General features: G+C 45.5%; 31 protein-coding genes and 2 pseudogenes. 12 read left to right on the plus strand and 21 right to left on the minus strand.

Translation table 11 applies throughout. The annotated features are described in order from the left end of the window. The first annotated feature begins 119 nt into the window (after positions 1 to 119). Positions 120 to 1,112: a sigma-54-dependent transcriptional regulator gene (locus NYE50_RS12170; RefSeq protein WP_061862300.1), complete on the plus strand. Its 993-nt coding sequence runs from the start codon at positions 120 to 122 to the stop codon at positions 1,110 to 1,112. Between the two features lie 16 nt (positions 1,113 to 1,128). Beyond that, a complete protein-coding gene (gene trhA, locus NYE50_RS12175; protein WP_007409529.1) occupies positions 1,129 to 1,767 on the plus strand; it encodes a PAQR family membrane homeostasis protein TrhA in 639 nt (212 codons plus the stop codon). 41 nt (positions 1,768 to 1,808) lie between these two features. On the opposite strand, the gene NYE50_RS12180 is transcribed toward trhA, so the two are convergent. The 10 genes and pseudogenes from NYE50_RS12180 to NYE50_RS12225 form a co-directional block, all read right to left on the minus strand. Continuing rightward, positions 1,809 to 2,432, minus strand: coding sequence for a lysophospholipid acyltransferase family protein (locus NYE50_RS12180; RefSeq protein ID WP_021494209.1), 624 nt, complete (start codon positions 2,430 to 2,432; stop codon positions 1,809 to 1,811). A gap of 21 nt (positions 2,433 to 2,453) precedes the next feature. Further along, positions 2,454 to 2,939, minus strand: coding sequence for a dihydrofolate reductase (locus tag NYE50_RS12185; RefSeq protein ID WP_012117807.1), 486 nt, complete (start codon positions 2,937 to 2,939; stop codon positions 2,454 to 2,456). Then, a complete protein-coding gene (locus NYE50_RS12190) occupies positions 2,936 to 3,730 on the minus strand; it encodes a thymidylate synthase (RefSeq protein WP_003153622.1) in 795 nt (264 codons plus the stop codon). The genes NYE50_RS12185 and NYE50_RS12190 overlap by 4 nt, the downstream gene beginning before the upstream one ends. A gap of 99 nt (positions 3,731 to 3,829) precedes the next feature. Further along, positions 3,830 to 4,438 carry a YpjP family protein gene (locus tag NYE50_RS12195; RefSeq protein WP_007409526.1) on the minus strand — a complete coding sequence of 203 codons (609 nt, stop codon included), beginning with the start codon at positions 4,436 to 4,438 and terminating at the stop codon, positions 3,830 to 3,832. A gap of 262 nt (positions 4,439 to 4,700) precedes the next feature. Beyond that, entirely contained in the window at positions 4,701 to 5,471 is a 771-nt protein-coding gene (locus NYE50_RS12200; RefSeq protein ID WP_159354288.1) for a class I SAM-dependent methyltransferase, read from the minus strand. 39 nt (positions 5,472 to 5,510) lie between these two features. Beyond that, positions 5,511 to 5,945, minus strand: coding sequence for a BrxA/BrxB family bacilliredoxin (locus NYE50_RS12205; RefSeq protein WP_003153619.1), 435 nt, complete (start codon positions 5,943 to 5,945; stop codon positions 5,511 to 5,513). Between the two features lie 81 nt (positions 5,946 to 6,026). Next, complete coding sequence (gene ilvD, locus NYE50_RS12210; protein ID WP_007409524.1) at positions 6,027 to 7,703, minus strand: dihydroxy-acid dehydratase; 1,677 nt, start codon at positions 7,701 to 7,703, stop codon at positions 6,027 to 6,029. Between the two features lie 252 nt (positions 7,704 to 7,955). Beyond that, entirely contained in the window at positions 7,956 to 9,089 is a 1,134-nt protein-coding gene (locus tag NYE50_RS12215) for a conserved virulence factor C family protein (protein ID WP_022553176.1), read from the minus strand. Between the two features lie 68 nt (positions 9,090 to 9,157). Next, positions 9,158 to 9,766: pseudogene (locus NYE50_RS12220) on the minus strand (HD domain-containing protein). Positions 9,767 to 9,777: 11 nt separating this feature from the next. Beyond that, positions 9,778 to 10,260 carry a glutathione peroxidase gene (locus NYE50_RS12225; RefSeq protein ID WP_007409521.1) on the minus strand — a complete coding sequence of 161 codons (483 nt, stop codon included), beginning with the start codon at positions 10,258 to 10,260 and terminating at the stop codon, positions 9,778 to 9,780. Positions 10,261 to 10,543: 283 nt separating this feature from the next. Between NYE50_RS12225 and metA the strand changes: the two genes are divergently transcribed. The 4 genes and pseudogenes from metA to cspD all read left to right on the plus strand — a co-directional run bounded on the left by metA (position 10,544) and on the right by cspD (position 13,238). Continuing rightward, positions 10,544 to 11,449: a homoserine O-acetyltransferase MetA gene (gene metA, locus NYE50_RS12230; protein WP_003153608.1), complete on the plus strand. Its 906-nt coding sequence runs from the start codon at positions 10,544 to 10,546 to the stop codon at positions 11,447 to 11,449. 224 nt (positions 11,450 to 11,673) lie between these two features. After that, complete coding sequence (locus NYE50_RS12235) at positions 11,674 to 12,816, plus strand: diglucosyl diacylglycerol synthase (protein WP_022553174.1); 1,143 nt, start codon at positions 11,674 to 11,676, stop codon at positions 12,814 to 12,816. Between the two features lie 94 nt (positions 12,817 to 12,910). Beyond that, positions 12,911 to 13,022 (plus strand): annotated as a pseudogene (locus NYE50_RS12240) (hypothetical protein); the annotation flags it as partial. A 15-nt stretch (positions 13,023 to 13,037) separates the two neighbouring features. Beyond that, positions 13,038 to 13,238 (plus strand): cold-shock protein CspD, encoded by a 201-nt coding sequence (gene cspD / locus NYE50_RS12245; RefSeq protein ID WP_003153604.1) that lies wholly within the window; start codon positions 13,038 to 13,040, stop codon positions 13,236 to 13,238. Between the two features lie 51 nt (positions 13,239 to 13,289). Here the strand turns inward: cspD and NYE50_RS12250 are convergent, their stop codons facing one another. Then, positions 13,290 to 13,472 (minus strand): hypothetical protein, encoded by a 183-nt coding sequence (locus tag NYE50_RS12250; RefSeq protein ID WP_138092506.1) that lies wholly within the window; start codon positions 13,470 to 13,472, stop codon positions 13,290 to 13,292. Positions 13,473 to 13,632: 160 nt separating this feature from the next. Between NYE50_RS12250 and NYE50_RS12255 the strand changes: the two genes are divergently transcribed. After that, entirely contained in the window at positions 13,633 to 13,890 is a 258-nt protein-coding gene (locus tag NYE50_RS12255; RefSeq protein WP_014418165.1) for a DUF2564 family protein, read from the plus strand. Between the two features lie 26 nt (positions 13,891 to 13,916). On the opposite strand, the gene NYE50_RS12260 is transcribed toward NYE50_RS12255, so the two are convergent. Further along, complete coding sequence (locus NYE50_RS12260; protein ID WP_003153581.1) at positions 13,917 to 14,099, minus strand: zinc-finger domain-containing protein; 183 nt, start codon at positions 14,097 to 14,099, stop codon at positions 13,917 to 13,919. A gap of 2 nt (positions 14,100 to 14,101) precedes the next feature. After that, on the minus strand, positions 14,102 to 14,773 hold the full coding sequence (locus NYE50_RS12265; protein ID WP_014418166.1) for a ribonuclease H family protein: 672 nt from the start codon (positions 14,771 to 14,773) through the stop codon (positions 14,102 to 14,104). Positions 14,774 to 14,854: 81 nt separating this feature from the next. Between NYE50_RS12265 and NYE50_RS12270 the strand changes: the two genes are divergently transcribed. From NYE50_RS12270 to sspL, 3 genes are read left to right on the plus strand one after another with little or no spacing between them, the layout of a single operon-like run. Then, entirely contained in the window at positions 14,855 to 15,535 is a 681-nt protein-coding gene (locus tag NYE50_RS12270) for a queuosine precursor transporter (RefSeq protein ID WP_012117815.1), read from the plus strand. A 6-nt stretch (positions 15,536 to 15,541) separates the two neighbouring features. Then, complete coding sequence (locus tag NYE50_RS12275; protein WP_159354710.1) at positions 15,542 to 15,934, plus strand: reverse transcriptase-like protein; 393 nt, start codon at positions 15,542 to 15,544, stop codon at positions 15,932 to 15,934. A gap of 51 nt (positions 15,935 to 15,985) precedes the next feature. Next, complete coding sequence (gene sspL, locus NYE50_RS12280; RefSeq protein ID WP_003153575.1) at positions 15,986 to 16,114, plus strand: small, acid-soluble spore protein L; 129 nt, start codon at positions 15,986 to 15,988, stop codon at positions 16,112 to 16,114. 5 nt (positions 16,115 to 16,119) lie between these two features. Here sspL and NYE50_RS12285 read toward each other — a convergent pair whose 3' ends face one another. The 7 genes from NYE50_RS12285 to NYE50_RS12315 all read right to left on the minus strand — a co-directional run bounded on the left by NYE50_RS12285 (position 16,120) and on the right by NYE50_RS12315 (position 23,181). Next, complete coding sequence (locus tag NYE50_RS12285) at positions 16,120 to 17,007, minus strand: 5'-3' exonuclease (protein WP_159354289.1); 888 nt, start codon at positions 17,005 to 17,007, stop codon at positions 16,120 to 16,122. Between the two features lie 93 nt (positions 17,008 to 17,100). Further along, positions 17,101 to 17,244, minus strand: a complete 144-nt coding sequence (locus NYE50_RS12290) for a hypothetical protein (RefSeq protein WP_014418168.1) — start codon at positions 17,242 to 17,244, stop codon at positions 17,101 to 17,103. A 76-nt stretch (positions 17,245 to 17,320) separates the two neighbouring features. Continuing rightward, positions 17,321 to 17,578 carry a YpbS family protein gene (locus NYE50_RS12295; protein ID WP_012117818.1) on the minus strand — a complete coding sequence of 86 codons (258 nt, stop codon included), beginning with the start codon at positions 17,576 to 17,578 and terminating at the stop codon, positions 17,321 to 17,323. A 64-nt stretch (positions 17,579 to 17,642) separates the two neighbouring features. Further along, positions 17,643 to 21,224, minus strand: coding sequence for a dynamin family protein (locus NYE50_RS12300; RefSeq protein WP_159354290.1), 3,582 nt, complete (start codon positions 21,222 to 21,224; stop codon positions 17,643 to 17,645). A 182-nt stretch (positions 21,225 to 21,406) separates the two neighbouring features. Next, complete coding sequence (fbpC, locus tag NYE50_RS12305; protein ID WP_025284905.1) at positions 21,407 to 21,502, minus strand: Fur-regulated basic protein FbpC; 96 nt, start codon at positions 21,500 to 21,502, stop codon at positions 21,407 to 21,409. A gap of 72 nt (positions 21,503 to 21,574) precedes the next feature. Next, a complete protein-coding gene (locus NYE50_RS12310; RefSeq protein WP_003153565.1) occupies positions 21,575 to 22,081 on the minus strand; it encodes an isoprenylcysteine carboxyl methyltransferase family protein in 507 nt (168 codons plus the stop codon). Further along, on the minus strand, positions 22,081 to 23,181 hold the full coding sequence (locus NYE50_RS12315) for a type III polyketide synthase (RefSeq protein WP_209387378.1): 1,101 nt from the start codon (positions 23,179 to 23,181) through the stop codon (positions 22,081 to 22,083). Before NYE50_RS12315 ends, NYE50_RS12310 begins: the two co-directional genes overlap by 1 nt. A 165-nt stretch (positions 23,182 to 23,346) precedes the next feature. On the opposite strand from NYE50_RS12315, the gene NYE50_RS12320 reads away from it, so the two are divergent. Beyond that, positions 23,347 to 23,955, plus strand: a complete 609-nt coding sequence (locus NYE50_RS12320; RefSeq protein WP_159354291.1) for a GNAT family N-acetyltransferase — start codon at positions 23,347 to 23,349, stop codon at positions 23,953 to 23,955. A gap of 28 nt (positions 23,956 to 23,983) precedes the next feature. Here NYE50_RS12320 and NYE50_RS12325 read toward each other — a convergent pair whose 3' ends face one another. Further along, positions 23,984 to 24,292 carry an MGMT family protein gene (locus NYE50_RS12325; protein WP_007612133.1) on the minus strand — a complete coding sequence of 103 codons (309 nt, stop codon included), beginning with the start codon at positions 24,290 to 24,292 and terminating at the stop codon, positions 23,984 to 23,986. A gap of 222 nt (positions 24,293 to 24,514) precedes the next feature. Between NYE50_RS12325 and NYE50_RS12330 the strand changes: the two genes are divergently transcribed. Continuing rightward, positions 24,515 to 24,778 carry a hypothetical protein gene (locus NYE50_RS12330; RefSeq protein WP_017418009.1) on the plus strand — a complete coding sequence of 88 codons (264 nt, stop codon included), beginning with the start codon at positions 24,515 to 24,517 and terminating at the stop codon, positions 24,776 to 24,778. Positions 24,779 to 25,614 lie beyond the last annotated feature (836 nt).

Genomic DNA, 25,614 nt, shown 5'->3' on the forward strand with positions numbered 1-25,614 from the left:
TAAGATAATTATTTTAATTTCGTAAATAAAATTAAATGAACCGATACAAGAGAAAAAGATATTTTCGATCGCAAAAACGTGTTATACTTAAACCAATTAGAACCAAAAGGAGCCAATTCATGAGTGTAATTGAACAAACTGATCCTTTTTATCAGCTGGCCGGCGAACATCACACCTTTTCACAAGCGAAACGATTGGCCTCGCAATTTGCCTTATCTGATTTGCCGGTCTTCATAACGGGTGAAGTCGGAACCGGAAAAAAACAAATGGCCAGAGCGATCCATCATAAATCCCGCAGAAACAGCGAACTATTTATTACCGTTCACTGCAGCCAAAGCGAAGAGCGGCTCGAGTATGAACTGTTCGGCGCTGAAGGCGCATTAAACAGGGCCCGCCGCGGAACATTATTCTTATATGAAATCGGAGACATGCCGCTCTCGGTACAGGCCCGCCTTCTTTCCGAGCTGGACGCCGGGCTTTCCGCCCGCATCATTGCAAGCAGCACGGCGGATCTTGGCGATACCGGCGCGGAAAATACGTTCAGCCAAGATTTATTTTACAGGCTTCACGTGTTATGCCTTCCGCTCCCTGCTTTATCTGAACGAAAAAGCGATATACCGCTTCTTCTGCAGCATATGCTGACAGCCACGGGGCAGCATGTTCATATCGATCCGTCCGTTTATCCGCTGTTTGAGCGGCACACCTTTAACGGCAACATCAGAGAACTTCAAAATGCGGCGTACTATATGGCCGCGGCAGCATCCGGCAGCACGATTTATCCCGATGATGTCCCGCCGTATATCAAAAACAGCCAGAAAGCGAAAACAGCTAAGAAAAAAGAAAAACGGCTGACATTGATGGAGAAAGAAGAGTTTTTGTTTATTTTGGAATCAATTAAAGACTTAAATACAAAGGGCGAACCCGCCAGCAGACGGAGCATATCCGAATTAAGCGAAAACAGCACAATGACATTATCGCCCCAGCAGGTCAGAAACAGGCTTGATTACTTAGAAAAGATGAACTATGTGACAAAAGGCCGAGGACGCGCAGGAACAAAAATTACATTAGAAGGGTTGAGCTTTTTGCAGTCACTGCAAAAACAAATCCTTTAAAAAGGAGGACATTTGATTGTTCACAATAAAAGAAGAAATCGCAAATGCCGTCACACACGGAATCGGTGTATTGCTGTCGATTCCGGCGCTTATTTTTCTCATTATCTTCGCGGTGAAATACGGCTCGCCGACAGACATCGTCAGCTTTTCAATCTTCGGCGCTTCAATGCTGCTGCTGTATCTCAGCTCGACTCTTTTGCACAGCATTCAGCATAAAAAAACGAAAGACATTCTTGAGATTGTGGATCATTCCGCGATATACGTATTAATAGCCGGAACATATACGCCATTTTTATTAGGACCCCTTAAAGGGGCGCTCGGTCTGACCCTTTTAATTATTGTTTGGTCGCTTGCCATCGGAGGCATCGTGTTTAAAATCTTTTTCGTGAAGCGGTTTATCATTTTTTCAACGCTTGTCTATTTAATGATGGGCTGGCTGATCATCGTCGCCATTAAACCGCTGTACGCTTCGCTGTCAGGCCCCGGTTTCGGCCTTCTTCTTTTCGGCGGCTTATTGTATTCCGCCGGCACAATATTTTATATTTGGAGAAAGGTTCCGTATCATCACGCCATTTGGCACAGTTTTGTTTTAGGCGGCAGCGCCTCGATGTTTTTCTGTATTTTGTTTTATTGCGTCAAAGTTCCCTTTATCTGAAATAAAAAAGCACAGCCTCTCGTATAGAGACTGTGCTTTTTTTATGCACGGAGCCGTTTCTGACCGGCCGGATAATAAGCGGGCTTTATATGTAATTCAATGTCAGCCGGTTTCAGCCGTTTCAGTAATCTGCCCCGCAGCAAGCGGTCTGTTCCCGAAGTGCTGACAGGCACAATCGGGAGATCGAAACGAAGAGCCAGTTCCTCCGGATTGATTTTGCCGTCTTCGGACAGAATCAGACTTTGCCCTTTTTGCAGACGGACTTCCGCCTCCTGAAACACTGCGTCCCGGCTGTCTCCGTCACAAATGACACCCATCAGCCGCAGCCAATTTCCGAGAAACGGCATCCGGAAAGCTTTCTCGCCAGCGATAAAACCAGCCGGCTCTTCAAGATGTCCCGCAAGCAGAAGAAGATCAGCCGGGCGCAATCTGGGATGCACATACAATACGGGGCCGTCCGGTATCGGCTGATCATGATGAATGCCGATTGCCGATCCCGACACGTCAATGCAGCCTCTCATAAAGGCTTTCGGCCGCTCATACACCAGCCTCATCTGTTTTTGAAAAGAAAGCCGCGGGTCAAGCTCTTTTTGATTGATATATTCCTGAATATTTTTCATGAACATAAATACAACGTACATCACAAGGCAGCCGTAACGAATCAATTCTTGTCCCCCTGCTTAAACTCAATTCTTTTTCTCGTATACAAGGTACTCATAATCGTAAGGGTTTTTTTCATCTTTTACTCCCTGTTTGCGGGATGTCAATTCCCATTCAGCTTCATTAAATTCCGGAAAAAAACGGTCTCCTTCAAAGACATGGTGAATTTTTGTCATGTAAAGTCTGTCCGCATAAGGAAAGAGCGCACTGTACAGCTGGGCGCCGCCGATCACAAAGCATTCTTCATCGGCCGGGATCAGCTTGAGCACTTCCTCAGCCGAGTCGGCGGTAATACAGCCCGGGAATGAAGATTCGTCCCGTGAGGTTACAACGATGTTACGCCGGTTCGGAAGCGGGCGTCCGATTGATTCAAACGTTTTCCGCCCCATTACAATGGTGTGACCCGTCGTCACTTTTTTGAAATATGCGAGATCATCGGGAAGGTGCCAAGGCAGATCGTTATCTTTTCCGATCAGCCGGTTTTCATCCATCGCAAAAATAAACGAAATCATACGCTGACAGCTCCTTTGATGTGCGGATGCGGGTCATAATCCTCAATGATAAAGTCTTCAAACGTAAAATCAAAAATAGAATCAACATTTCGCGCAAACCGCAGTTTCGGCAGCGGACGGACATCCCTTGTCAGCTGCAAATTCACCTGCTCCACATGGTTTTGGTAAATGTGGACGTCTCCGAATGTATGAACAAACTCACCCGGTTCAAGTCCCGTCACATGCGCGATCATCATTGTTAAAAGCGCATAAGACGCAATATTAAACGGCACGCCGAGAAAGACATCCGCTGAGCGCTGATAAAGCTGACACGACAGTTTTCCGTCCGCGACATAAAACTGAAACAGGCAGTGGCAAGGCGGAAGCGCCATATGATCAATTTCGCCGACATTCCAAGCGCTGACGATTAAACGTCTGGAATTCGGGTTTGTCTTGATGTCGTGAATCAGCCGGGAGATTTGATCAATGGTCTCGCCGTCCGCTCCGCGCCATGAACGCCATTGAGAACCGTAAACCGGTCCGAGTTCTCCGTTTTCATCCGCCCATTCGTTCCAGATGCGGACTCCGTTTTCCTGAAGGTAGCGGACATTCGTATCTCCTTTTAAAAACCAAAGCAGCTCATGCGCGATGGATTTAAAATGGAGCTTTTTCGTCGTAAGCATCGGGAAACCTTCCTGAAGGTTAAACCGCATTTGGTAGCCGAACGTGCTGATCGTCCCCGTTCCCGTACGGTCTCCTTTTTTTTCTCCGTTTTCTAACACATGACGGCATAAATCTTTATATTGTTTCATTTTTTTCATCCTTTTAAAGTAGTCTTTTAGTAGTGTAACACAATAAAAAATCATTTCTGCAAAATTTCTCAGAAATGATTTTTTTATTTCTTCTCGCTATTACACGCTCATCCAGTCAGGCGGCGTATTGCGGTCCCAGTAAATGCTGCCGAGCTCATGATGTGATTGAAATCCGTCTTCAGCGGTATGGTAATGAAAATTAAACCAGTAGCCGTCTTGCGGAGGATGGTCCCGGCGGACGTGGAACCTTAAAAGATCTTCACCCGTCAGCCTGTTATACACATGAAAAATTTTTTCGGTTTTTCCGGCCGACGGTTTACTGGAAATAACCACATCCTGATACGCTTCATCATCTTGAAACTTGGCTAAATGTCCTGTGATCACATCTTCGATTTTCGGCAGAATTTCACTTCTGTAATCATCTTCAATGACCGGAGAGATTTTGCTGCCGAATTTTAAAAATGATTGATTTTCAGCATCACCGAGAAGCTGCTGCTGATACGATTGAAACAGTAATTCAGGCTCCCGCCCTGCCTTCTCTTCTCCCGGCAGGGCATGTTCATCATAAAAAGCGGTGTAATCATTCTGCTCAAGACTGCTCGACTGTCCTGAAGGCTTGTCTGTCATCAAAGCAGCCGGAGGAGACACGAGACCGAACGTTACAATGGTAAACAGAACCACAAGGGTCTTTTTCATCCACAATTTCATGACAGATTGTTCCCCTCTGTTTTATTGTCCTCTTTTCCTTTATTTTAGCATAGATGAAAGCGCGGCGTCATGTCCGGCAGCGTATTATCATGCAATATGGGAAATTGGTAACTGTGACCGAGCGGATAAACCGCTTACAATAAGAAGGAGAAAAAGGAGGGGATGAGATGATTAACGCTTTATTTGCGACTGTATCACTTCTCACGCTGCTTTATTTTGTCGTTATGGAAATCACTGATTAACGAAAAAGAAGCCCATGATATCATGAGCTTACATGGATGACACCGAAGTGGAAAAGCGCCGTCTTTCTTTTCAGCACCTTGAAGCCGTATCGTTCAAACCGCGGGCTTTTCCAATGGTCTTTAAGCACTACGGATTTTTTCGCCGCCCGGACGGCTTGCGTGATGCACTCTTCGTTAAAACCCTCTTCTGCCAGCGCGCGGAGCGGTGCAATGCCGTCTGACGTTTCAACAGGTTCGTGAAACATCGGGTCAAAATAAATGACATCTACCGATGAATCAGGAAGCTCCCGCAAATAATCGGCGCAGTCGGCATGTTTGACCTGAATGCGTTTCATGGCGGTTTGGAGCTGCTCCATTCCGGTTTCCCACGTTTGAAGTCCTGTTTCAACAAGCAATGAGACAAGCTTGTTTTTCTCCAGGCCGATAACTTGTCCGCTTTTTCCGACTGCCAGGCTTGCCAAAATCGCATCAGATGCCAGGCCGAGCGTACAATCTAAAAAGGAATCCCCCTCGCGTAATCCGGCTGCTTTTAACAACGGCTCGGCTTCCCCTCTCAAAAACCGCTTTGCACGGAACATCGCTGTATTCGGGTGAAAAAAGAACTTCTCCCCTTGCTTCGTGTAAAGTTCGAACCGTTCCTTTCCGATGACTAAAAGATCGCCAGCCGCTCGTTCCAGCATTTTTTCAATGGGCTGTTTATTGCGGCTGCAGTAAGTGTCACCCAGCCTGACACTGAGTGACTGCGCTGTGTGTATCGTATATTCGCTTGGTCTGTAACTCGTTGTGATCATTTTTTTCTCCAAAAAGAAAATGCCCGGAAATCGGGCATTTCAGCAGTGCGCATCGAAGGCATCCGTCAGATTTTTCATAATCTCCTCCATGTCATGCCCTTCGATTTCGTGGCGGGGAATAAAATGAACGACCTCTTTCCCTTTTAACAGCGCCATTGATGGCGAGGAAGGTTCCTGCCCCGTAAAATATTCACGCATTTTTGCAGTTGCGTCTTTATCTTGACCGGCAAATACGGTAACCGTATGATCAGGCGCTTTTTCATGCTGTAAAACAGCCTGAGTCGCAGCCGGACGGGCAAGACCGGCTGCACAGCCGCACACGGAGTTGACAACGACCAATGTCGTGCCCTCTGCCTGTTCCATAAAACTTTCTACTTCTTCAGCAGTCGTTAATTCCTGAAAACCCGCACCCGTCAGCTCACGGCGCATCGGCACGACCAGCTGGCGCATATATTCTTCATAAGCCATTGACATAAAAAAGCCCCCTCTAAAATCCTTATATGAAGTCAAGGATACTATAGAGGGGGCCGGAATTCAATTGTTCAGGCCTCTGTTTTATATTTTCATGATTCCGCCTGTATTGGCGCTTGTTACGAGTTTGGAATACCGGGCCAGATATCCTGTTTTTACTTTCGGCTCGAAGCCTTTCCATTCGGCCTTGCGTTTTTCCCATTCTTCTTCAGGCACTTGTACGTCCAAAATCCGTTTTTCTATGTCAACGATGACATGGTCGCCGTTTTCTACGAATGCGAGCGGGCCGCCTTCAGCCGCTTCAGGCGATACGTGCCCGATTGAAAGGCCCCGGGACGCTCCTGAAAAACGGCCGTCTGTAATAAGCGCCACTTTCGGGCCAAGCCCCATTCCGACAATCTGAGACGTCGGAGCAAGCATCTCCGGCATGCCCGGGCCGCCCTTTGGCCCTTCATAACGGATAATGACAACATCTCCTTCTTTTACTTTGCGGTTTATAATGCCTTCAAGCGCGGCATCCTGGGAATCAAAGACGACAGCGGGACCTTCATGTCTTGTAATCCCGTCCTGTACACCGCCTGTTTTGATAATGGCGCCGTCCGGAGCCAGATTCCCAAACAGGACGGCCAAACCGCCTTTTTCGGTAAACGGATTGTCAAGCGGATGAATCACGTCATAATCCTTTACTTCATGACCCGCAATTGTTTCTCCGAGTGTGCGGCCTGTTACAGTCAGCGCGTCAAGATGAAGCGCCCCTTCTTTTTTCGCCAATTCATTAAGGGCCGCCGAGACTCCGCCCGCTTCGTGCAGATCTTCAATGAAGACGTCCGAGGCCGGCGCCAATTTCGATAAGTGAGGCACTCGTTCAGCCACTTCGTTAATGCGTTCTAAAGAGTACTCAACCCCAGCTTCATTGGCAAGCGCAAGCGTATGAAGCACCGTGTTGGTTGAGCCGCCGAGAGCCATGTCTAACGCAAACGCGTTGTCAATCGCTTTTTCGGTGACGATATCGCGCGGCTTAATGTCTTTTTTGATGGTCTCCATCAATTGGGCCGCTGATTTTCTCACAAACTCTCTTCTCTCCGGTGAAGTTGCTAGAATTGTTCCGTTGCCCGGAAGCGCCAGACCGAGCGCTTCAGACAGACAGTTCATGGAGTTTGCCGTAAACATGCCCGAACAAGATCCGCATGTCGGGCAGCCGAACTGTTCCAGCTCCTGCAGGTCGCTTTCACCGATTTTCCCGGCTTGATATGCGCCGACGCCTTCAAATACTGAAGAAAGCGAAATTTTGCGGCCGTCGCTTGTACGGCCGGCTGCCATCGGCCCCCCGCTGACAAAAATGGTCGGAATATTAATCCGCATAGCCGCCATCAGCATTCCCGGCGTAATTTTGTCGCAGTTCGGAATGCAGACCATTCCGTCAAACCAGTGCGCCGAGACGACCGTTTCAACTGAATCGGCAATGATTTCGCGGCTCGGCAGCGAATATCTCATGCCGATATGCCCCATCGCGATTCCGTCATCTACTCCGATCGTGTTAAATTCAAAAGGCACACCGCCCGCTTCCCTGATTGCTTCTTTTACGATTTTTCCAAATTCCTGCAGGTGAACATGCCCGGGAACGATATCGATGTATGAATTACAGACCGCGATAAACGGCTTGCCGAAGTCTTCTTCTTTTACGCCGGCAGCGCGAAGAAGGCTGCGGTGCGGCGCTCTGTCAATTCCCTGTGTGATCATGTTGCTGCGTAATTCTGCCATGGTGATCCCCCTACTGTTTTTAGACTGTGCATTATTTTTAAAATTTTCAGTTTATTCTAGGGCGCGTTCTGCAAATTTTACAGTATCTTTGCCCTGTCTCGCTTTTCTATTCTTTCTGTATTTCGATAAAAACCCTCCAACAATTAATATTGTACTTACTATATAGAGTTTTGAATCATTTTTCAACAATATTCTAAATAACTTTTATAAAAAGTGAATTCAAATAAAAAAGGTGCATGGCGCACCTTTTTGTTATAACTGTTCTTTTTTTCTGCTTTCAGTCATCTGTTTCCAGACTGAACCTTTCGCCTCTTCTCCGTGCTCAATCCGTTCAATCGCCATTTTGACTTGCAGGCTGACTTCGAATTCCGGATCGTCTTCCGCCGCTTTTAATGCTTCCAGCGCGCTTTCATCGCCGACTTCATATAAAAACATGGCCGCGCGCCAGCGCACAAGCTTGCTTGAGTCACTGAGCGATTTCATCATGGCCGGGATGGCGCTCGCATCGCCGAGATCCGACAGACAGTCACCCGCCGTCCTTCTGACCGTCACCGTTTTGTCTTCAAGCGCTTTGTATAACAGCGGAAGCACAGACGGCTTTTCGATCATTCCCAAATAAACGACGGCTTGTCTTCTGATCGAAGTCTTCGGATCATGCAGCGCCTTTTCCAATACTGGTAAATCGTCTTCATCCGGATCCATTTGCTCAAGATGGGCATAGCGCTGTTTCCAGTCTTCATCATCGAGCATCTCCAATGTCACTTTATAAGCTTTCCGCTGCACTGCCGGTTTGGCCTCACCCTTTTGCTGTGCGGCTGCTTCTGTCAGACGTTTGAGCCGTTCATCACTGTAGGCGGCCTGAAGCTCTTCTGTGACATCATGTCCGATTTCGGTAAAATCTCCGAAGCGCACGCCTTGTTCTTTCCAAGCCCGCTCAAATACGACATTTGAAGCTTCGGAACGCAGCTTTAAAATGGCTTCTTGGAAACGTTCCGGAAGGCCGAAGCGTTCTTCACGTTCGCCGTCCGTCAATTTGACCTGCATCGGGATTCCGCTGAACATTTGTACGAAAACCTTCACTTCACCGAACGATTCCTGTTCAGAACGGCTCTCAGGCTGCTCCGTATGTTCCATTCCGAAAGCGGAACGGACCTGAGGCAGAATTTCCTTCCAGTCAAAACGGGCGTTTCTCTCCACAGCCAGGAAATCGGCAACGTGATAAACGCCCTTTACTCCTTCAATGTTTAAAATATCACGTACGACAGCCGGAGCATCATCTGCCTGATCGGGCTTGTAATTGTTGCTTTTCCCTGCCGGAAGCTCTTCAGTCAAAATCACTTTCATCGTGTTCGGACTCGGCGTCGGTTCTATTGATTTAATCTTCATATTGGTCCTCCTATGCGCAATCTGACACTTATTCTAACATAGTCGGCACAAGCGTTCTATTGCGCCGCTTAGCTTTTGCAAATGCCGGCCTCTTTTTGGATACGGGCGGCGAACTGTAAAAGAAATTGATGCCGCTCCTCTGCTAAACCGGCCCCCGTTTTTGTATTCATTAAGCCTTTAAGCTTGATTAATTTATCCTCTATATGGGCCAGCACACTTGTTTGAGTTCCGTACATCGGATGACCCTTCGCCCCGGCAAACATAAAAGCCCTGCCGATGCCCGCTGCGCCGATCGCATCAAGCATGTCTGCATCCTGAACAACTTTCCCCTCCAATGAAAGCGGCCGCTTTTACAGCAGTTCCCTGTGTCTGAATGACATTCTCGTGATAATATCCGTAATCTCCTGAATGGGGCCATCCGCGATGTTGAAAGCAGCCAGCCGTTCTGTCACTTCGCCTGCCGTCAGCCTTTCGCTTTTTTCGAGCTTGGCGTCAATCAGATCATGAACCAGCGCGGCCGTCTCAGTGATAAATAAGTCGGCGCCTTCTTCTTTTTCCATATAAACAGAAAGTGTTGCGACCCGGGAAATATGAAGCCAGTCATGGCCCGTTCGTTCATTGATAAGCTTTTCTCTGACCCAATTCCTGACGCTTTCCAGCTGCTCTTTTTCGTTCACCGTATCACCTCTTATCGGGCCAAAAGCCTCTGCACCGTATCTTCAAGCTCTTTTGGGTTGACGTTCGGTGAAAAACGCCCGGTGACTTCACCGTTTCGGTCCACGATAAACTTAGTGAAATTCCATTTGACCGCTTTTGTGCCGAGCATCCCCTTCGCCTGCTCCGTCAGATATGTGAAGAGAGGATGAGCGTCTGCTCCATTGACATCAACTTTCGCAAACATCGGGAATGTGACTCCGTAGTTTTTCACACAGAACTCTTGAATTTCCGCTTCGTTTCCAGGTTCTTGGTTCATGAATTGGTTGCAGGGAAATCCTAATATTTCAAGACCTTCCTCCCGATATGTATCATAGAGCTCCTGAAGCTGCTTGAGCTGGGATGTGAACCCGCATTTGCTTGCTGTATTCACAATGATCATCACCTTGCCTCTGTAAGCCGATAGCGTCATGTCTTCGCCTGTTATGGTCCGTACGTTTATATCGTAAATTGTCATCTGCGGCCCTCCTTTTTACATTCTTCATTTATTTTATCTGTTTTACACTGCAAAACAAACGGTAACCGCTTTTTCCTTCCACTTAACGGAAAACGTTTTTTTCGAGGAACCAAACGGCTCTTTACCCGTCATAATAAAGAGCCGCTCCGAATTTATGCCCATTTGCCGCTTTTATCCCTGTCATTATGCGTTAAATACGGTTTATTACGCCGGGATGGATTGAAAAATGGCTTAAAAATTTCTATAATGAAGAAAATTAACGGGGAATAACGGAGGTGGCATGTTGCCTATTAATATACCAAATCACCTGCCCGCTAAGCAGGTGCTTGAAAGTGAACACATCTTTGTAATGGATGAAAGCCGGGCTTTTCATCAGGATATCCGGCCGCAGAAGATCGTGATTTTAAATCTGATGCCGAAAAAAATCCAAACGGAAACCCAGCTCCTCAGGATGCTTGGGAATTCACCTTTACAAGTTCACTTTACGTTCTTAATTCCGAGCACACATACTCCAAAAAATACGGCAAGGCAGCATCTGGATGAATTTTATACGGATTTTTCCAGCATCCGCCACAAACGGTTTGACGGAATGATTATTACCGGGGCTCCGATTGAGCACCTGCCGTTTGAAGATGTTTCTTACTGGGAAGAATTGAAGGAAATCATGGAATGGAGCAAAACGAACGTCACTTCAACACTCCATATCTGCTGGGGCGCTCAAGCCGGTTTATACTATCATTACGGCATTGAGAAAGTGGAGCTGCCGAAAAAAATCTTCGGTGTGTTTGAGCATACCGTTCTTAAAAAACATGAGAGATTGGTAAGAGGATTTGACGAGCTATACTATGTGCCCCACTCACGGCATACAGATATTAATACGGAGCAGCTGCAATCGGCTTCGGATCTGGATGTGCTCAGCGTTTCAGAGGAAGCGGGGGTCTGTTTAATCGTTTCAAAAGACGAAAAACAGATTTTCTTAACCGGTCATCCGGAATATGATACCGATACGCTGCTTCAGGAGTATGAGAGAGACATAGAGAGAAATCTTTCAAACGTAGAAGCTCCTAAGCACTATTTTGCGCCCGGCGGGAAAGAACCTGTTAACCGCTGGAAAGCTCATGCAACGTTATTGTTTATGAATTGGCTGAATTATTACGTATATCAGGAAACCCCGTATGAATGGGATTAATTTTTGTTTTGAGTGATACGGTGACAAAAATATGATAAAATACTCTTGATTCAGTATGCGTATAACAAAACTTTAAAATAATGGAACATATCAATTAAATTTAGTTTAAATATGTTGCCGCGCTTATTATAAAATGATGCACTTGTGTTATGTTTATCTATAGACAATAACTCCTTACGATGCATGAAGCTTGCTTGTTGTTGATTACATTGAGGTGAATTTACTTGAATACCAATAAAAAAGTATTAATTTTGACTGCAAATTACGGAAACGGGCATGTTCAAGTGGCCAAAACGCTCTACGAACAATGTCTGCGTCTCGGCTTAGATGTGACGGTTTCCAATTTGTATCAAGAGTCAAATCCGATTGTTTCAGAGGTTACTCAATACCTTTATTTAAAAAGCTTCTCAATCGGAAAACAGTTTTATCGTTTGTTTTATTACGGAGTTGACAAAATCTATAATAAACGCAAATTCAATATTTATTTTAAAATGGGAAATAAACGTTTAGGCCAGCTCGTCGAAGAGCATAAGCCGGACATTATTATCAATACATTTCCGATGATTGTCGTACCGGAATACAGACGGAGAACCGGAAAAGTGATCCCGACGTTCAACGTTATGACCGATTTCTGCCTTCACAAAATCTGGGTTCATGAAAATGTTGATAAATATTATGTCGCCACAGATTACGTGAAGGAAAAACTGATTGAAATCGGCACTCACCCGAACAACGTAAAGATTACGGGCATTCCCATCAGGCCTCAATTCGAGGAATCGATGCCGAAAGAGGCGATTTACAAAAAATACAATCTCTCTCCCGACAAAAAAGTTCTTCTTATTATGGCGGGAGCGCATGGTGTGCTGAAAAACGTAAAAGAACTGTGCGAAAATCTCGTTCATGACGATCAGGTGCAGGTTGTGGTGGTATGCGGCAAAAACAGCTCGCTGAAAGAATCCCTCAGCAGCTTGGAAGGTGACAATGCCGACCGGCTGAAAGTGCTGGGCTATGTAGAAAGAATTGACGAGCTGTTCCGTATTACGGACTGCATGATCACGAAACCGGGCGGCATCACACTGACGGAAGCGACGGCGATCGGAGTACCCGTTATTTTGTACAAACCGGTTCCCGGACAGGAAAAAGAAAACGCCATTTTCTTTGAAGATCGCGGTGCGGCTGTCGTGGTCAACCGCCACGAAGAAATTTTAGAGTCTGTCACCTCCCTTCTTGCGGATGAGGAGAAGCTGAACCGGATGAAGGACAATATTAAAAGCCTTCACCTCCCCAACTCTTCTGAAGTCATTTTGCAGGACATTATAAAAGAATCTGAAATGATGGCCGGGAAGGCGGATATGGCATTATCGTAAAAGAAAAGCACACGAACGATTCGTGTGCTTTTTGTTTTTTTCCGGTTAAGCTTTGTTACTGGAAAAATAAAGATAAAAAATAGGGAGCTGCCGCTTGACGCCCGCTCCCATATGGTGTATAGTTGAACCATCATTTAACAACGTTTACATACGTACGGTTGGATGATGACAAAATTTTTTTTAGCACGAAGGTGCTACAGTACTAGGAGGAATTAAGCAATATGCAAAACGGTAAAGTAAAATGGTTCAACAACGAAAAAGGATTCGGCTTCATCGAAGTTGAAGGCGGAGACGACGTATTTGTTCACTTCACTGCTATCGAAGGAGAAGGATACAAATCATTAGAAGAAGGACAAGAAGTTTCTTTTGAAATTGTCGAAGGTAATCGTGGACCTCAAGCTTCTAATGTTGTAAAACTCTAAACTCAATACATGTTGATCAGATGACAAATAGAGGAGAGGCGTATGCCTCTCCTATTTGATTGCCGTCTGAATCTCAATGGCGACAAGATTCTGCTTGCAGCGCTGCTCGATTTCTTCAATTTGTTTCTCCATTGACGGAATTCCTTTTTTTGCCATTTCCGCTAAACTTCCCAAATCACCGTATATTTCTTTAAATGTCTGCTGAAGGATTGTTTTTAAATCTTTATCATTCACGGCTGGTTTTTCCCTTCTCTCCCAAGATACCCCGAATAATAGTAAATTAGCCCTAATTAATCAGGTTCAATAGTTATATCGGCTTATTTTCTATATTTTTTTCTATTTTCCGTACATATTTCAAAAAAAATCTCCAAACTATTTGCGGAGGTGTTTTTTAATGGACTCTGAATTTTTTCCAAACGGACTGACGGATAAACGCCAGCTTGAATTAGCGGTGGAAACGGCCCAGAAAACAACGGGAGCGGCTACCCGGGGCCAAAATTCAACTTTGGTGGAATCTGCGCACCAGGCGATTCAGGATGCCAGAACGATGTCACAATCCAGTGAACTGCAGGCTCTCGACCAGGATTTTCTGCAAAAGCAGCGAATGCTTCTCGACGATTGCCAGCATCAGCTCGATGAATTCGAAAAATAAAACCGCAGAAGCTGCGGTTTTATTTTTTATTGATTTGTCAGCACCTTGCCGTAGGCCTTCAGCTTCTCCCCCACCGTGCATTGGTTGATGCAGAAAGAATGAGCGTGCGTTTTTCCAAACTCTTTGCGGAAATGCTTTTTTACGAAACAGTCTTTGCAATATTCATCCTGAAGCTCTGTCAATTCTTTATAAATGCTTTTTTTATCCAATATCAGTCATCTCCGTTACCTTCTAATGTTATGCGGCTTTCAATCTGCCGGTCCGAGAGAATTTTTCTGGCAAGGTCATCCGCTTCTTGATTTTCCTTTCTGTTTACGGCTTCATATGTCGGTGTCAGCTTTAAGGATTCGAGCAGCGCTTCAATTTTATCCAGCCATTCGTTTTGCGTTTCATCATAACACGGCCAGCTGCCGTCAAGCTGATGTAAAACGACGAGGGAATCCCCTCTTATTGTGATTGAATTTCTGCTTGCGCCAAGTTCCTGCACTTCCTTAAGCGCTTCGTACAAAGCGGCATATTCCGCCTCATTGTTCGTCTGAAGCGTTAAGCTTTTGTTTTTCCGTATGCGGTGCCGCTTGCCGCCGAGAGAATAATACACGACAATTCCGAGTCCGGCGCGTCCGCTTGTTTTGTCAAAGCCGCCGTCGAAATACACTGTAATGTCGTCAGGTTCGTGCGCAAGCTCTTCAGTAAGCTTTTCTAATTCTTTAAGCGTCCAGCTCGCGCCTTTTTCATCCTCAAAATAAATGTCTTTTATATAAGGAAAGCGGCTGACTTCTCTTGCAAGCATGCGCGCTTTCGGAACGGTCAGCCAATCTTCGGAAAAAAACGCGACAGGGCCTGTTCCTTTTGCTTCTATTTCGATATACGGCTTAAGATTCATTGAAATCACCTTACCATTCATTAGTTGACGGGCGTGTGCTATAATCAAACCATTCTCAAATTGAAAGGAAGTCAGCAGGTTTTGTTTAACGATGTGTTATGGATCTTATTTGCGGTCATTCATTTTATCATTGTTCTTCTGTTTTATAAAGGATTTGGCAAAACGGGCCTATTCGTATGGATCGGTTTCGCCACGGTGTGCGCCAACTTGCAGGTTGTCAAAACAGTCGAGCTGTTCGGACTTACGGCGACACTGGGAAATATCATGTACGGCACCGTTTTCTTCGCAACGGATGTGCTGAATGAAAAATACGGTCCCAGGGAAGCGCGCAAAGCCGTCTGGCTCGGGTTTTCCACTCTGCTCGCTTTGACATGCGCCATGCAGGGGGCTCTTTTATATAAACCGGCTGCGTCAGATATCGCACAGCCGGCCCTTGAGACGATTTTCGGTTTTCTGCCGCGTGTTGCGCTCGGAAGCCTCTTGGCTTTTATTTTCAGCCAAACGATAGATGTTTATGTATATTCAGCCATTCGGAGAATCTTTCCTTCAGACAGGCTTCTCTGGCTCAGAAACAGCGGAAGCACGGCGCTCAGCCAGCTGCTGGATACATTTATCTTCACTGCCGTGGCCTTTATCGGCGTTTATTCCGCGGGAGTATGGTTCAGCATCTTCATTTCAACTTACCTGATTAAATTTGCGGTATCACTCATTTCTGTCCCTTATGCGTATGCGGCAAAACGAATGACGCCGAATGGAGAGTGACGGATGATGCCCGCTGAAATTTATGTAGACGGTGCAAGCGCCGGAAACCCGGGCCCGTCCGGTATCGGTATTTTTATTAAACATGACGGGAAAACAGAATCTTTCTCAATTCCGATCGGCGACCATTCAAATCAGGAAGCTGAATTTCTCGCTTTAATTGAAGGAATGAAGCTGTGTGCCGCCCGCGGATTTGAGTCCGTGTCATTTCGGACGGATTCGGATATCGTGGAGCGGGCCGCAGATCTTGAAGCGGTTAAAAACAAGGCTTTCCAACCGTTTGTGGAGGAAATCATCTGCTTAAAGGCCGGATTTCCATTGTTTTTCATTAAGTGGATTCCCGGCAGACAAAACCAAACAGCCGATCAGCTCGCAAAAAAAGCGATTCGGCTGAATAAATAACCGGAATGAAATTGCGTCTCACTGTTCATCCTACAAATGAGGTGAACAGCTATGAGAAAAGAAAATAAAGGCCGGCTGACCGGGGGCGTGAATCCTCAGGGAAATATGGAAGGAAACGCGCATAAAGACCCGAAATCAGCCCTTGAAAACAACGCAAAAAAAAGCAATACAAAACGCTAGAGGGATCAGCTGATCTCTCTGGCGTTCAGCTTTTCGAGCATTCTTTCAATTCCTTTTATCTGATGGCGTCTGAGCATTAATGCCGCTTCTTCCATCTTCAATGAAAAAAGTACTTCTTCAAGCGTACAGACTAACGGCACCTCGCAATGTATTTCAGCAAGCTGCCTTGACAGCTCCAATTCTTTCAAGCTTTGCTGAATTTTCGTTTGCTGGCCCTTCGGCAAGAGAGCGAGGCTTTCTAATAACCGGTCTATGTTTTGATATTCACGGATCAGCTTGTACGCCGTTTTTTCCCCGATCCCTTTAACGCCGGGATAGTTATCGCTCGTGTCTCCCATCAGCGCCTTAATGTCAATCAGCGCTTTTGGCGGAACTCCCGTTTCTTCTCTGAATATCTCATCTGTATATACCTTATAATTGCCGATACCCTTTTGCAGCAGCGCTACTTGAACTTGATGATTCAGCAATTGAAGCAGATCTTTATCACCCGTTACAATCGTAATTTCCGCTTCCCCGGAAAATAGGGCAGAAAGCGTACCGATACAGTCATCCGCTTCATAGCCTTTTATGCCGATGTTTAAAAAACCGAGCTCTCGCGCTGCTTCTTTCGCTAGGTCAAATTGCGGAATCAGCTCTAGCGGCGGTTCGCTTCTGTTGGCCTTATAATCTTGAAACAAATCATTGCGGTACGTTTTGCTTCCCATATCCCAGCAGCAGACGACATGTGTGGGCTGAAACGTATCAACCGCCGTAATAAGATGCTTTAAAAAACCGTTGACGCCGTTTGTGGGAATTCCGTTTTCATTTATCATAAAATTGCGATGAACGGCCGTCGCGAAAAACGAGCGGAATAAAAGCGCCATGCCGTCAACGAGCAGTAATTTGTTATTCATATATCGAAACTCCTTTTTATTCAATGTTCCTATTTTACCAAAGAAGGCGGTAAAAAAACAGCATCCCCCCATTTGGAAGATGCTGCCGTCACGTTATTCACCGTGTCTTTTATTGCTTGCTATCAGCTTTTCAGCTTCACGGCCGGCATAAGAATCAAATTTCTGTCCGAAGCCGTTTTTCTTTTTGGCATTGTTATTCTGCTGAGCATTTCTGTTTCCCAGTTTTGTTCTGCCCATGGTCATATCCCCCTTTAGAGAAGATACGGATAGTATGTACAGCAAGCGCTGATGACACACGCGGCAGGTTCATCCATTACTGTCTGCTGACGAATTCTTTCACCATCTCTTCACTTACGAATCGTCTTTGCGGCACGATGCCCTTTTTCGCCAGCTGGTTCATTTTTGCGGTGATGCCATTGATGGCATCTGTCGTGAACGGTTTATTCTGTCTGCATTTTACAATGGCTTCTTCAATGGCCTGTTCACGCTCATAATCAAGCTGTACAAATGTTTTGACGTGCTGATGCTGTTTTGCGGAATGTGCTGAAATTGCTTTATGGACTTCTGACATAAAAGGTTTCATCTCGCTTTTTTTCATTTTAGTCACGACTGTTATCTGCCCGCCAACCGGATTTTTAAATTTTCAGCATTTCATCTTTCTTTTTCCATGCTTTTTCGGCTTCGTAAAGGTGTTCAATCTCCCTCGCACTCGTATTTTCCGCAAGACCTTGTAAATAAGTGTCCCGCTGCTCGCGGATCTGGGACAGGCTTTTATCCGCCATGTCTTCTTGCAGACGTCGCACCTGCTCAGTATATCGCTCTGAAAGGCTTTCTTTCTCCTGCTCAAGCCACTTTTCTGTCACTTTTTGCAGGCTGAGCCTGAGCCCTTCTACAAACGCTGTTTTTCCGTTCTGTTCAAAAAACTGCTTCGGCGATTTAACTTCCTTTACGTGATGTGAGAATGCCGAGACGTCAATGACCGGAGCGACCTCTTTCAGCTGAACGGCAAATTCGTTTTCACCGCTCACATAAATGGAGAAATCTCCGTCTTCCATAAGCTTCTTCTGACAGTTTTCCATCCATTCCTCAGTCATATGGCGCTCAATAAAACCGGTCATCCGGATATCGAGCGTTTTCAGCTCTTGAATATATTCAAAACGGAATTCCTTGAGCGCTTCATTCAGCGCCGCTGATATATTTTGTTTCCAATCACCGTTTTGAAGACCCGGATGGAAGGCAGTTTTCAGCATATCATTCGCATAAAACGTCAGGCGATGTTTAATGTGATAGAGCTGTTCTTCCGTATCTTTCATCACTTTTCGAATGATGACCTCAGACGTACGGCGCTTTGAAATGTCAGCGAGAGCTTTTTCATAGGAAGACTCCAGACGCTGTTTCTTTTTCTCTTTTTCTTCTGCCGACTGGTGAAGAGATTCGTGAAGCTGTTCCACCATCTCGCACAATTTGTCCGCCTCTGTTTTCAGCTGGGCGCAACTTGCCCTCATTACATCTTCCTCAATAAAGTGCTCAAGCCCGGTTCTTACATCAGAGAACCTGTTATAAAAAGCTTCTTTTTTACCCGCAAGCTCTTCTTTACTTGAGACATGATATAATTTCGGCCGGTTAATTCCCTCTTTTGAGAGTTCTGAGCGGACATAGTCTTTGACGGTTTCCAGCTCGCTTTCGGTTTTGGCCAGATCGGCGGCGTTAATGACAAAAAACATTTTATCCATGCCGAATGATTCTTTGACGAGGCCGAGTTTCTTCAGAAAAGACCTGTCTCCTTTTGAAAAAGAATGCTGATAGTACGTCATATAAAAGAACGCGTCAGCATCTTTTATATATTGAAAGGCAAGCTCCGTATGGCGCTTATTGATACTGCTTGCTCCCGGCGTATCAACAATGGTGATGCCTTTTTGCGTGAGAGGCGAATCATAATACACGGTGACTTCTTTTACGCAGCAGGCCGTTTTTTCTTCGGCTGCGTACGGTTTTACATCTTCAACCGGCACAGTCAGTGTCAGCCTTTGACGGATCTGTTCTTCATACGTATCAAACGCCTGCAGCATCGTCTGAATCACCGGGATGAGTTCATCGGGAACTTTTCCCTTTTTAATAGCATAATTCCATCTCTCTTTCAGTGAACGCCCCTTTACGTCAGCGTCTTTCAGCTCAGTCAGCTGAAGCATTTCAGCGTCCAGCTCCTCCTCCGTTTTAAAAACGATCTCCGCAGATTTATGCGGTTTGCCGTCTTGCGGTTTCGTTATTTTGTTGATCGTAGCCGTTGTGGGCGTCGGTGATGACGGAAGCACGTATTCACCGACAAGCGCATTTGCAAATGATGATTTACCGGAACTGAATCCGCCGAATAACGCCAAGGTAAACTGGCGGTTTTCAAGCCGCTCAATCCTGCTTCGAAAGGCTTCTGCCTGTTTTCCTAATATGCTCGAGGACTCAAGAATCCCGGCAAGTTCATAGAACCGATCAGTCTGCTCTTTTATAGGAAGTTCCTTCATCGCATTTTTTTCGGACTTGCTTACTTCATGCTGTACAGCCTCTTTTGGTTTCTCTTTTTGGACGGGCGCTTTCGCAAGGCGTTTTTTTCGCGTATACCAGTCGCCGCTTCCCGTATCACAAATCAATTCTTCTTCCCACAAAGCGCGGACTCGGGCTGCTTTTTCCAAGGCATTGCGTTCTTCTTTTGCCGATTGCGCGAGCTCATCCCTTATTTTCTTTTCTTTTTCGAGCCGGTTTTTCAAGTTCTCAATGAGCGGTCCGTTTTTTGTCTGAACATAAGCGGTCAGCTCCTCAATGAGTTCCGCTGTCTGTCTTTTGGCTTCCCTTCTGATCATTTCAGCGAGGTCTTTCGTATAAGTTAATACGTATTCAGATGAAAAGGCCGCTCCCTGCTTAAGGGCCTGAGCGGTGATATCATCAGAAAGCAGTGTACGGTACGCCTGGATTTTCCTGATCAGTTCGTCCGAATCCGCTTCATACCGCTTGGCCGCTTTCGTAAATGTGTCGATAATATGCCAATCCGCTTCCCCTTCCGTTCTTTTTTTAATATCGGCAAAAAATTCAGCACGCCTTCTTTCTTTTTCCGAAGCCGTTTTCGCTTTTGAAAAGAATAATCCGGTTTTAAATGAGGGCTGCTGTGATTCAATATAAGCAGATGCAAGCTCCCTCATCTCAAAGGGTGTCAGATTAGCGTTTTGCAATATGTTCTGCACGTCTTTTCTGATGTCTTTCTCTGCTGTTTCAGTCTGTTGAACGGCTTTTTTAAGCTCATCTTCAACAGAACGGACAAGTGCTTCTTGTTTGTCAAACTGCTCTCCGCTGCCGTTTTTATCATCTTTTACGAGCATCTCTGTATGCTCTTTGACTAAGTGTGCGACTTTTCTCTCCGTTAAGGACCATAAATTTGTTTTTGCCTGCTGTTTCAGCTTCTGCAGATGTTTTTTCAGCTGTTCCATGCCGTTTAAAGGATGGTCAGGCTCAGTGACAGACGTAAAGAAAAGCGATTCTTTCGGTATTCCCGCGTCTTCAAGCATATCTTCCACCTGCCTGCGGTACGCTTCAAACTTCGTTTCAGTTTCATCATGCCTGTCAATTTGGTTGACGATCAGAAACAAATTCGGAATACGGTCTTTGATGGAACTGAGAAACATCATATTTTCTTCTGAATGAACGTGATTATAATGAACGACGTAAAATAAAGCGTCAGCCTGATGGAGAACCGAAGCCGCAGATAAAAAATGCGCTTCGTCCGTCGAATCAATTCCCGGTGTGTCGATGTAGGCCGCATAAGGCTCTGACTCCTTAAAGCCGGCATAGACTTCCACCGTCTCAATTTGCTCACCATCTTTACAGAATTGCTGCACTTGTTCTTTATCGTAACTTCCTTTAATTTCTGTATAAGCCCCGTCCGTCGTATGAAGCACGACTTTATCTTCACCGTGCCGGATGACAACGAGGTTGGCGCTTGTGGGAATCGGGCTTGTCGGCAGTATGTCTTCACCGAGCAATGTGTTTAATAAAGAGGACTTTCCGGCCGAATAATGCCCGGTAAACGCGATATAAACCTCTTCATCAGCCGCTTTTTTCATAATGGCCGCGAGCTGATCGGCCCGTTTTTCATCCTGATGATCCAAAAATTGTGCGTATAAGGCACCCGTTCTGCTGAAAATCTCCCTGTTATGGCGTTCTTCTTCTGTCATGTGTCTTTACCCCTTTGTGTCTGTCGCATCAAATGACGTTTTCATTTTTAGAAAGCTCTGAAAAAAACCTCTCCCCCATTTTACACAAGAATGGCACACTTTTCTTCAGGAAACGCAAAAAAGCCGCCGATATCGGCAGCTGATAAAGAAAAAACACCCGCGGCAGGAAAAACCGCAGATGTTTAAGAAGACATCGATTTATTCGAAACTTTTTTCAATACGAAACCAATTAAAACACTGTATGTACAAACGGCTGCAAATAAAAATAACATTGTCATTTTCGGCACCACCTTGAATGAGAATCATTTTCATATTTATATCTTATCATGAGTGAGAATGATTTTCAATCTCTATTTTGCGGTGTTTTCTTCTAGCGCTTTCTCTTCGGCGCGAATCCTCACAGTGAGCATGCAGGCATTGAGAATCGAAAAGAGAAACAGTGTCCAATACGCTCCGTATAACAGCGGCAGAAAAATAAATTCTAAGATGACGACCGCGTAGTTCGGGTGTTTCATCCACCTGTACGGCCCCTTTCTGACAAGCTCCGCATCCGGCACGACAAGGATTTTCGTATTCCAATACCGTCCTAATGATAATAGCGCCCAATACCTGATCCCCTGTACAAATAAAATGATACATATAATGGCGGCCCACCTTGGAGAAAGCGTTTTTTGAAACGCCGCCACCTCAGCTGTAAGAGAGACAAAAAAGAGCACATGCATCAGGACGAGAAAGGGATAATGTCCTTCTCCGTATTCGACTGCGCCTTGCTTTTTCACCTTTTGCTCATTGCGCCGAGCCACGATCATCTCCGCAATCCGCTGGGCCGCAAGCAGCATGATAAACAGCCAAAACATTAAGAAGCCCCCTTTTCCCAGCCGAACAGCAAAAGCTCAGACGAAAATCCCGGCCCGAGAGCGCCGATCAGCCCTTTTTCGTTTTCTTTCTGCCGTCCGTGGAGCAACTGTTCTTTTATCACATGAAAAATAGTTGCGGAAGACATGTTCCCGTGTTTTTGCAGCACCTTCCGAGATGCCGCAAGCTGCCCAGTGTCCATTGAAAGACTCGTTAAATAGGCGTCAATGACCTTTTTCCCGCCTGGATGGGCAAGAAAGGTTTTAATGTCGTGAGGACTGACGCCATATTCAAATAAAAATTCATCAACATTGTCCTTCAGCCACTGTGAAACCAGGGTGGGAATATCTCTTGAAAAAATGACTTGAAAACCGCTGTCGGTGAATTCCCAGCCCATCACATCTTCCGCATCCGGCATCATCACCGATTGAGTGGCGAATATCCGCGGAAGAAGCGGCTGTTTGACGTCGTTTCGGTTCGCCTTTTCTCCTCCGATTAGTACTGCGGCAATTCCGTCCGCAAACAGGGAAGTTCCGATTAAGTTGCTTTTTGACTTGTCGTTCGGCTGAAACGTTAAGCTACAGAGTTCAGCCGCGATGACAAGCACGTATGCTTCAGGATACGCGCGGCAGTATTCGTATGCCCTGGACAGGCCGGCCGCTCCGCCCGCGCATCCTAAACCCCAGATCGGTATCCGTTTTGTTTTCGCAGAAAACGGAAGCTGATTCATCACTTTCGCTTCAATGCTGGGTGTCGAAAGCCCGGTGCTGGAAATAAAAAAGATCGCATCCACTTTTTCATACGGAAAGGGATTTGTTAAACAATCCGGGTTTGTTAAACAATCAAGTGCCGCATCCGCACTGTGCTTGACGGTTTCTTCCGTATACAGCCGGTTTTTTTCTGAAAAACCCCGTGCCGTTTTATACCATTCAATCGGCCGGACAAACTGCCTTGATTCAATTTCGCCGTTTTGAAAGGCTTTTAACAGCCGGTCAATATCCTTAAATGAATCGGCAAACATCCCTCTCGCAAAATCCGCCGCCGTTTCTTGCGAGACATGATACTTCGGAATGCTCGTTCCGACAGATAACACATATGCCATGCCCATCACCTCTTTACATAAAGGTTTCCGCTTTTTTCCTGAATGTATGCATAAGTTTGAATCGAGGATTTCACTGACATGCCATTTTAATAGGAAATTGGCCCTTTTGAATAAGAAACCGTTCGACTATACTTGATCCACTCATAAAAAAAGGTTGTGATAAGAATGCTGAAGCCTGTCATTCTTAGAGGGTCACTCGTACAGTTAGAGCCGCTGGCGATTGATCACACTCAGGCACTTTGTGACGCTGCTTCAGAAAATAGGACGACTTACGCTTATACCCATGTCCCTGACGGAATCGAAGAAACAAAGCGTTATATTGAGCGGGCGCTTTCGAATTATGAAAAAGGACTTGCATTGCCTTTTGCAGTACGGAGTCTTGAAACAGACCGAATCGTCGGAAGCACGAGGTTTATGGATGTGGAAGTGTTTACGCGGCCGGCGGATGCAGCTCCGGAAGTGTGTGAGATCGGCAGCACATGGTATGCCTCTGCCGTGCAGCGGACCGGTGTCAATACGGAATGTAAACTTCTGATGCTGACTCATGCGTTTGACGTGTGGCAAGCTGTCAGGGTGACACTGAAAACCGATGTTCGCAATCAGCGCTCACGGACTGCGATTTTGCGGATCGGAGCCCAATTTGAAGGGATCCGCCGCGCACACATTCCGGCTGTCGACGTCGGCCTCAGAGATACTGCCTACTACTCCATCCTTCGGGAGGAATGGCCTTATATCCGGCAAAACCTTTCTGGCCGGCTCGCAGCATATAACTGAAAAACCTGCCGATATACGGCAGGTTTTTTTACATATTCGGATCATGGACGTATAAATTGAGATCGATCCGTCCGTCTGACGTGACCGCTACCCCCTCAGCTTCAAGAGACAGCTTCTGTACAGAAAACATCTCTTCATCTCTCAATCCGATTTCGCCCTTTGCATTGATGACCCTGTGCCAAGGAAGGCGATGCTTTTTACTCATGGAGTGAAGAATCCGCACAACCTGCCTCGCTCCCCGCGGACTTCCCGCAAGATCGGCAATTTGACCATACGTCATCACTTTTCCTTCAGGAATCTGTTTGATAATGGCTACCGCCCGTTCCGTAAATGTCATGCAACTCCTCATTTCGCAAGGAGCAGATGATTTTTGAGAAAATCAGCTACTTCCTGATCTTATTTTTATAGATGATAATTGCTTCATCATCATACTTATTTCAACTCTGCGTTTAAATAGATTATCTGTTTGTTCACAAAAAATTAACAAAGATAAGCATGTACTTATTTAACATAATATGTAATAATACAATTGTATTAAAAAAGAAAAGGAGTGTTTACAATGAAAATGAAAAAAACTTTAGCCGGCTCAGCCCTATCACTCGCTTTACTCTGTTCTGCCGCCCCTGCTTTTGCCGCAGGTCCTGCTGATACACCTTCTGCAGAAAGTAAAACGAAGGAAGTATCTGCTTTGGCGACGTTCATACTTAATGGTTCTGGCCCTGATTATCCTACTTCAATTTACCGGAATGGAATCACCTATTATTTAGACAACATCACCTTCCATGGTGCTGATGGCACTTGGACAGCCGTCTACAAAAGCTGATTTTTCATGACGGGCGGAAAGTTTGTCTTAAGTAATAACTAAAAATATTCCGTATGTTACCGTGCAGATGAGAGAATAAATGATTGCTAACATGTTACTTTTTTCAACCAGACATTATTTTTCTCAATTCTATATTAAAGAAGGGTCAAAATTAAAACTATTGACATGTTCTGTATTAAAGAAACAAAGGGTTAAGAACTTGTGCAGCAGATCATTTTGTTCCATGTTTGTTTTCCAGAAAAGAAGTTCCAAATATCTATTTTGACGGTGTCAATAATTGTTTTATCATGGAACGGAATCTGGTATGGGAATGATGAGCGCTGTTACGAATATGAAGGGGGCTCTGTCCCCTTTTTTTAGTTTCACTGACCTTAATAATTGATCGATATATATGCCACTTTAGAAACTAATGGACAATTAGGCTACGAATTAAAAGATGACTGTAAGCCTTTAACCATCAAAGATCTTAAAAATGTGATCGATCCAAAATGTCTTAACAAAGAGCCTCGGCCTCAAAAAGATGATCAAGTGCCAATATATTCGAGGAAATCAAAAAACATCAGACTCAGCACAAGCCAAAAAATCTTGAATAATTCGCTGATTAGTAAAGCCTTTTGTTATTCAAAACCGAAGCCGAATCAGCCCGTTAACCGCCGAGCATTTTTACCGAAACCGGTTTACAAGAAACAAAAAAAGCATCTGAAGCAGATGCCTTTTTTCAATCGATATTGCGACGATGAAAAGAGTCGGTAATCCCCGTATTTTCCGACGAGGCCCTTGTATGCGCCTGAATATGCTTTTCAGCCGCCTATCCCTACCGCCGGGCTTAGCCATAA

The organism is Bacillus sp. EU55, from assembly GCF_038005925.1.
Lineage (GTDB): Bacteria > Bacillota > Bacilli > Bacillales > Bacillaceae > Bacillus > Bacillus velezensis.

Bases quoted from the DNA above. Each gene is read 5' to 3' on its own strand.
- NYE50_RS12205 (WP_003153619.1), bottom strand. From the start codon at position 5,945: ATGTCAATGGCTTATGAAGAATATATGCGCCAGCTGGTCGTGCCGATG.
- NYE50_RS12285 (WP_159354289.1), bottom strand. From the start codon at position 17,007: ATGAATAACAAATTACTGCTCGTTGACGGCATGGCGCTTTTATTCCGC.
- fbpC (WP_025284905.1), bottom strand. From the start codon at position 21,502: ATGACAATGTTATTTTTATTTGCAGCCGTTTGTACATACAGTGTTTTA.
- NYE50_RS12265 (WP_014418166.1), bottom strand. From the start codon at position 14,773: ATGAATCTTAAGCCGTATATCGAAATAGAAGCAAAAGGAACAGGCCCT.
- NYE50_RS12185 (WP_012117807.1), bottom strand. From the start codon at position 2,939: ATGATTTCGTTTATTTTTGCGATGGATGAAAACCGGCTGATCGGAAAA.
- NYE50_RS12310 (WP_003153565.1), bottom strand. From the start codon at position 22,081: ATGTTTTGGCTGTTTATCATGCTGCTTGCGGCCCAGCGGATTGCGGAG.
- NYE50_RS12215 (WP_022553176.1), bottom strand. From the start codon at position 9,089: ATGAAGATTAAATCAATAGAACCGACGCCGAGTCCGAACACGATGAAA.
- NYE50_RS12315 (WP_209387378.1), bottom strand. From the start codon at position 23,181: ATGGCATATGTGTTATCTGTCGGAACGAGCATTCCGAAGTATCATGTC.
- NYE50_RS12330 (WP_017418009.1), top strand. From the start codon at position 24,515: ATGAAAATGAAAAAAACTTTAGCCGGCTCAGCCCTATCACTCGCTTTA.
- NYE50_RS12300 (WP_159354290.1), bottom strand. From the start codon at position 21,224: ATGACAGAAGAAGAACGCCATAACAGGGAGATTTTCAGCAGAACGGGT.
- sspL (WP_003153575.1), top strand. From the start codon at position 15,986: ATGAGAAAAGAAAATAAAGGCCGGCTGACCGGGGGCGTGAATCCTCAG.
- NYE50_RS12170 (WP_061862300.1), top strand. From the start codon at position 120: ATGAGTGTAATTGAACAAACTGATCCTTTTTATCAGCTGGCCGGCGAA.
- NYE50_RS12195 (WP_007409526.1), bottom strand. From the start codon at position 4,438: ATGAAATTGTGGATGAAAAAGACCCTTGTGGTTCTGTTTACCATTGTA.
- NYE50_RS12190 (WP_003153622.1), bottom strand. From the start codon at position 3,730: ATGAAACAATATAAAGATTTATGCCGTCATGTGTTAGAAAACGGAGAA.
- NYE50_RS12325 (WP_007612133.1), bottom strand. From the start codon at position 24,292: ATGACATTTACGGAACGGGCGGTAGCCATTATCAAACAGATTCCTGAA.
- NYE50_RS12225 (WP_007409521.1), bottom strand. From the start codon at position 10,260: ATGACAATTTACGATATAAACGTACGGACCATAACAGGCGAAGACATG.
- NYE50_RS12255 (WP_014418165.1), top strand. From the start codon at position 13,633: ATGGACTCTGAATTTTTTCCAAACGGACTGACGGATAAACGCCAGCTT.
- ilvD (WP_007409524.1), bottom strand. From the start codon at position 7,703: ATGGCAGAATTACGCAGCAACATGATCACACAGGGAATTGACAGAGCG.
- NYE50_RS12290 (WP_014418168.1), bottom strand. From the start codon at position 17,244: ATGGGCAGAACAAAACTGGGAAACAGAAATGCTCAGCAGAATAACAAT.
- NYE50_RS12320 (WP_159354291.1), top strand. From the start codon at position 23,347: ATGCTGAAGCCTGTCATTCTTAGAGGGTCACTCGTACAGTTAGAGCCG.
- NYE50_RS12275 (WP_159354710.1), top strand. From the start codon at position 15,542: ATGCCCGCTGAAATTTATGTAGACGGTGCAAGCGCCGGAAACCCGGGC.
- cspD (WP_003153604.1), top strand. From the start codon at position 13,038: ATGCAAAACGGTAAAGTAAAATGGTTCAACAACGAAAAAGGATTCGGC.
- NYE50_RS12200 (WP_159354288.1), bottom strand. From the start codon at position 5,471: ATGATCACAACGAGTTACAGACCAAGCGAATATACGATACACACAGCG.
- NYE50_RS12295 (WP_012117818.1), bottom strand. From the start codon at position 17,578: ATGTCAGAAGTCCATAAAGCAATTTCAGCACATTCCGCAAAACAGCAT.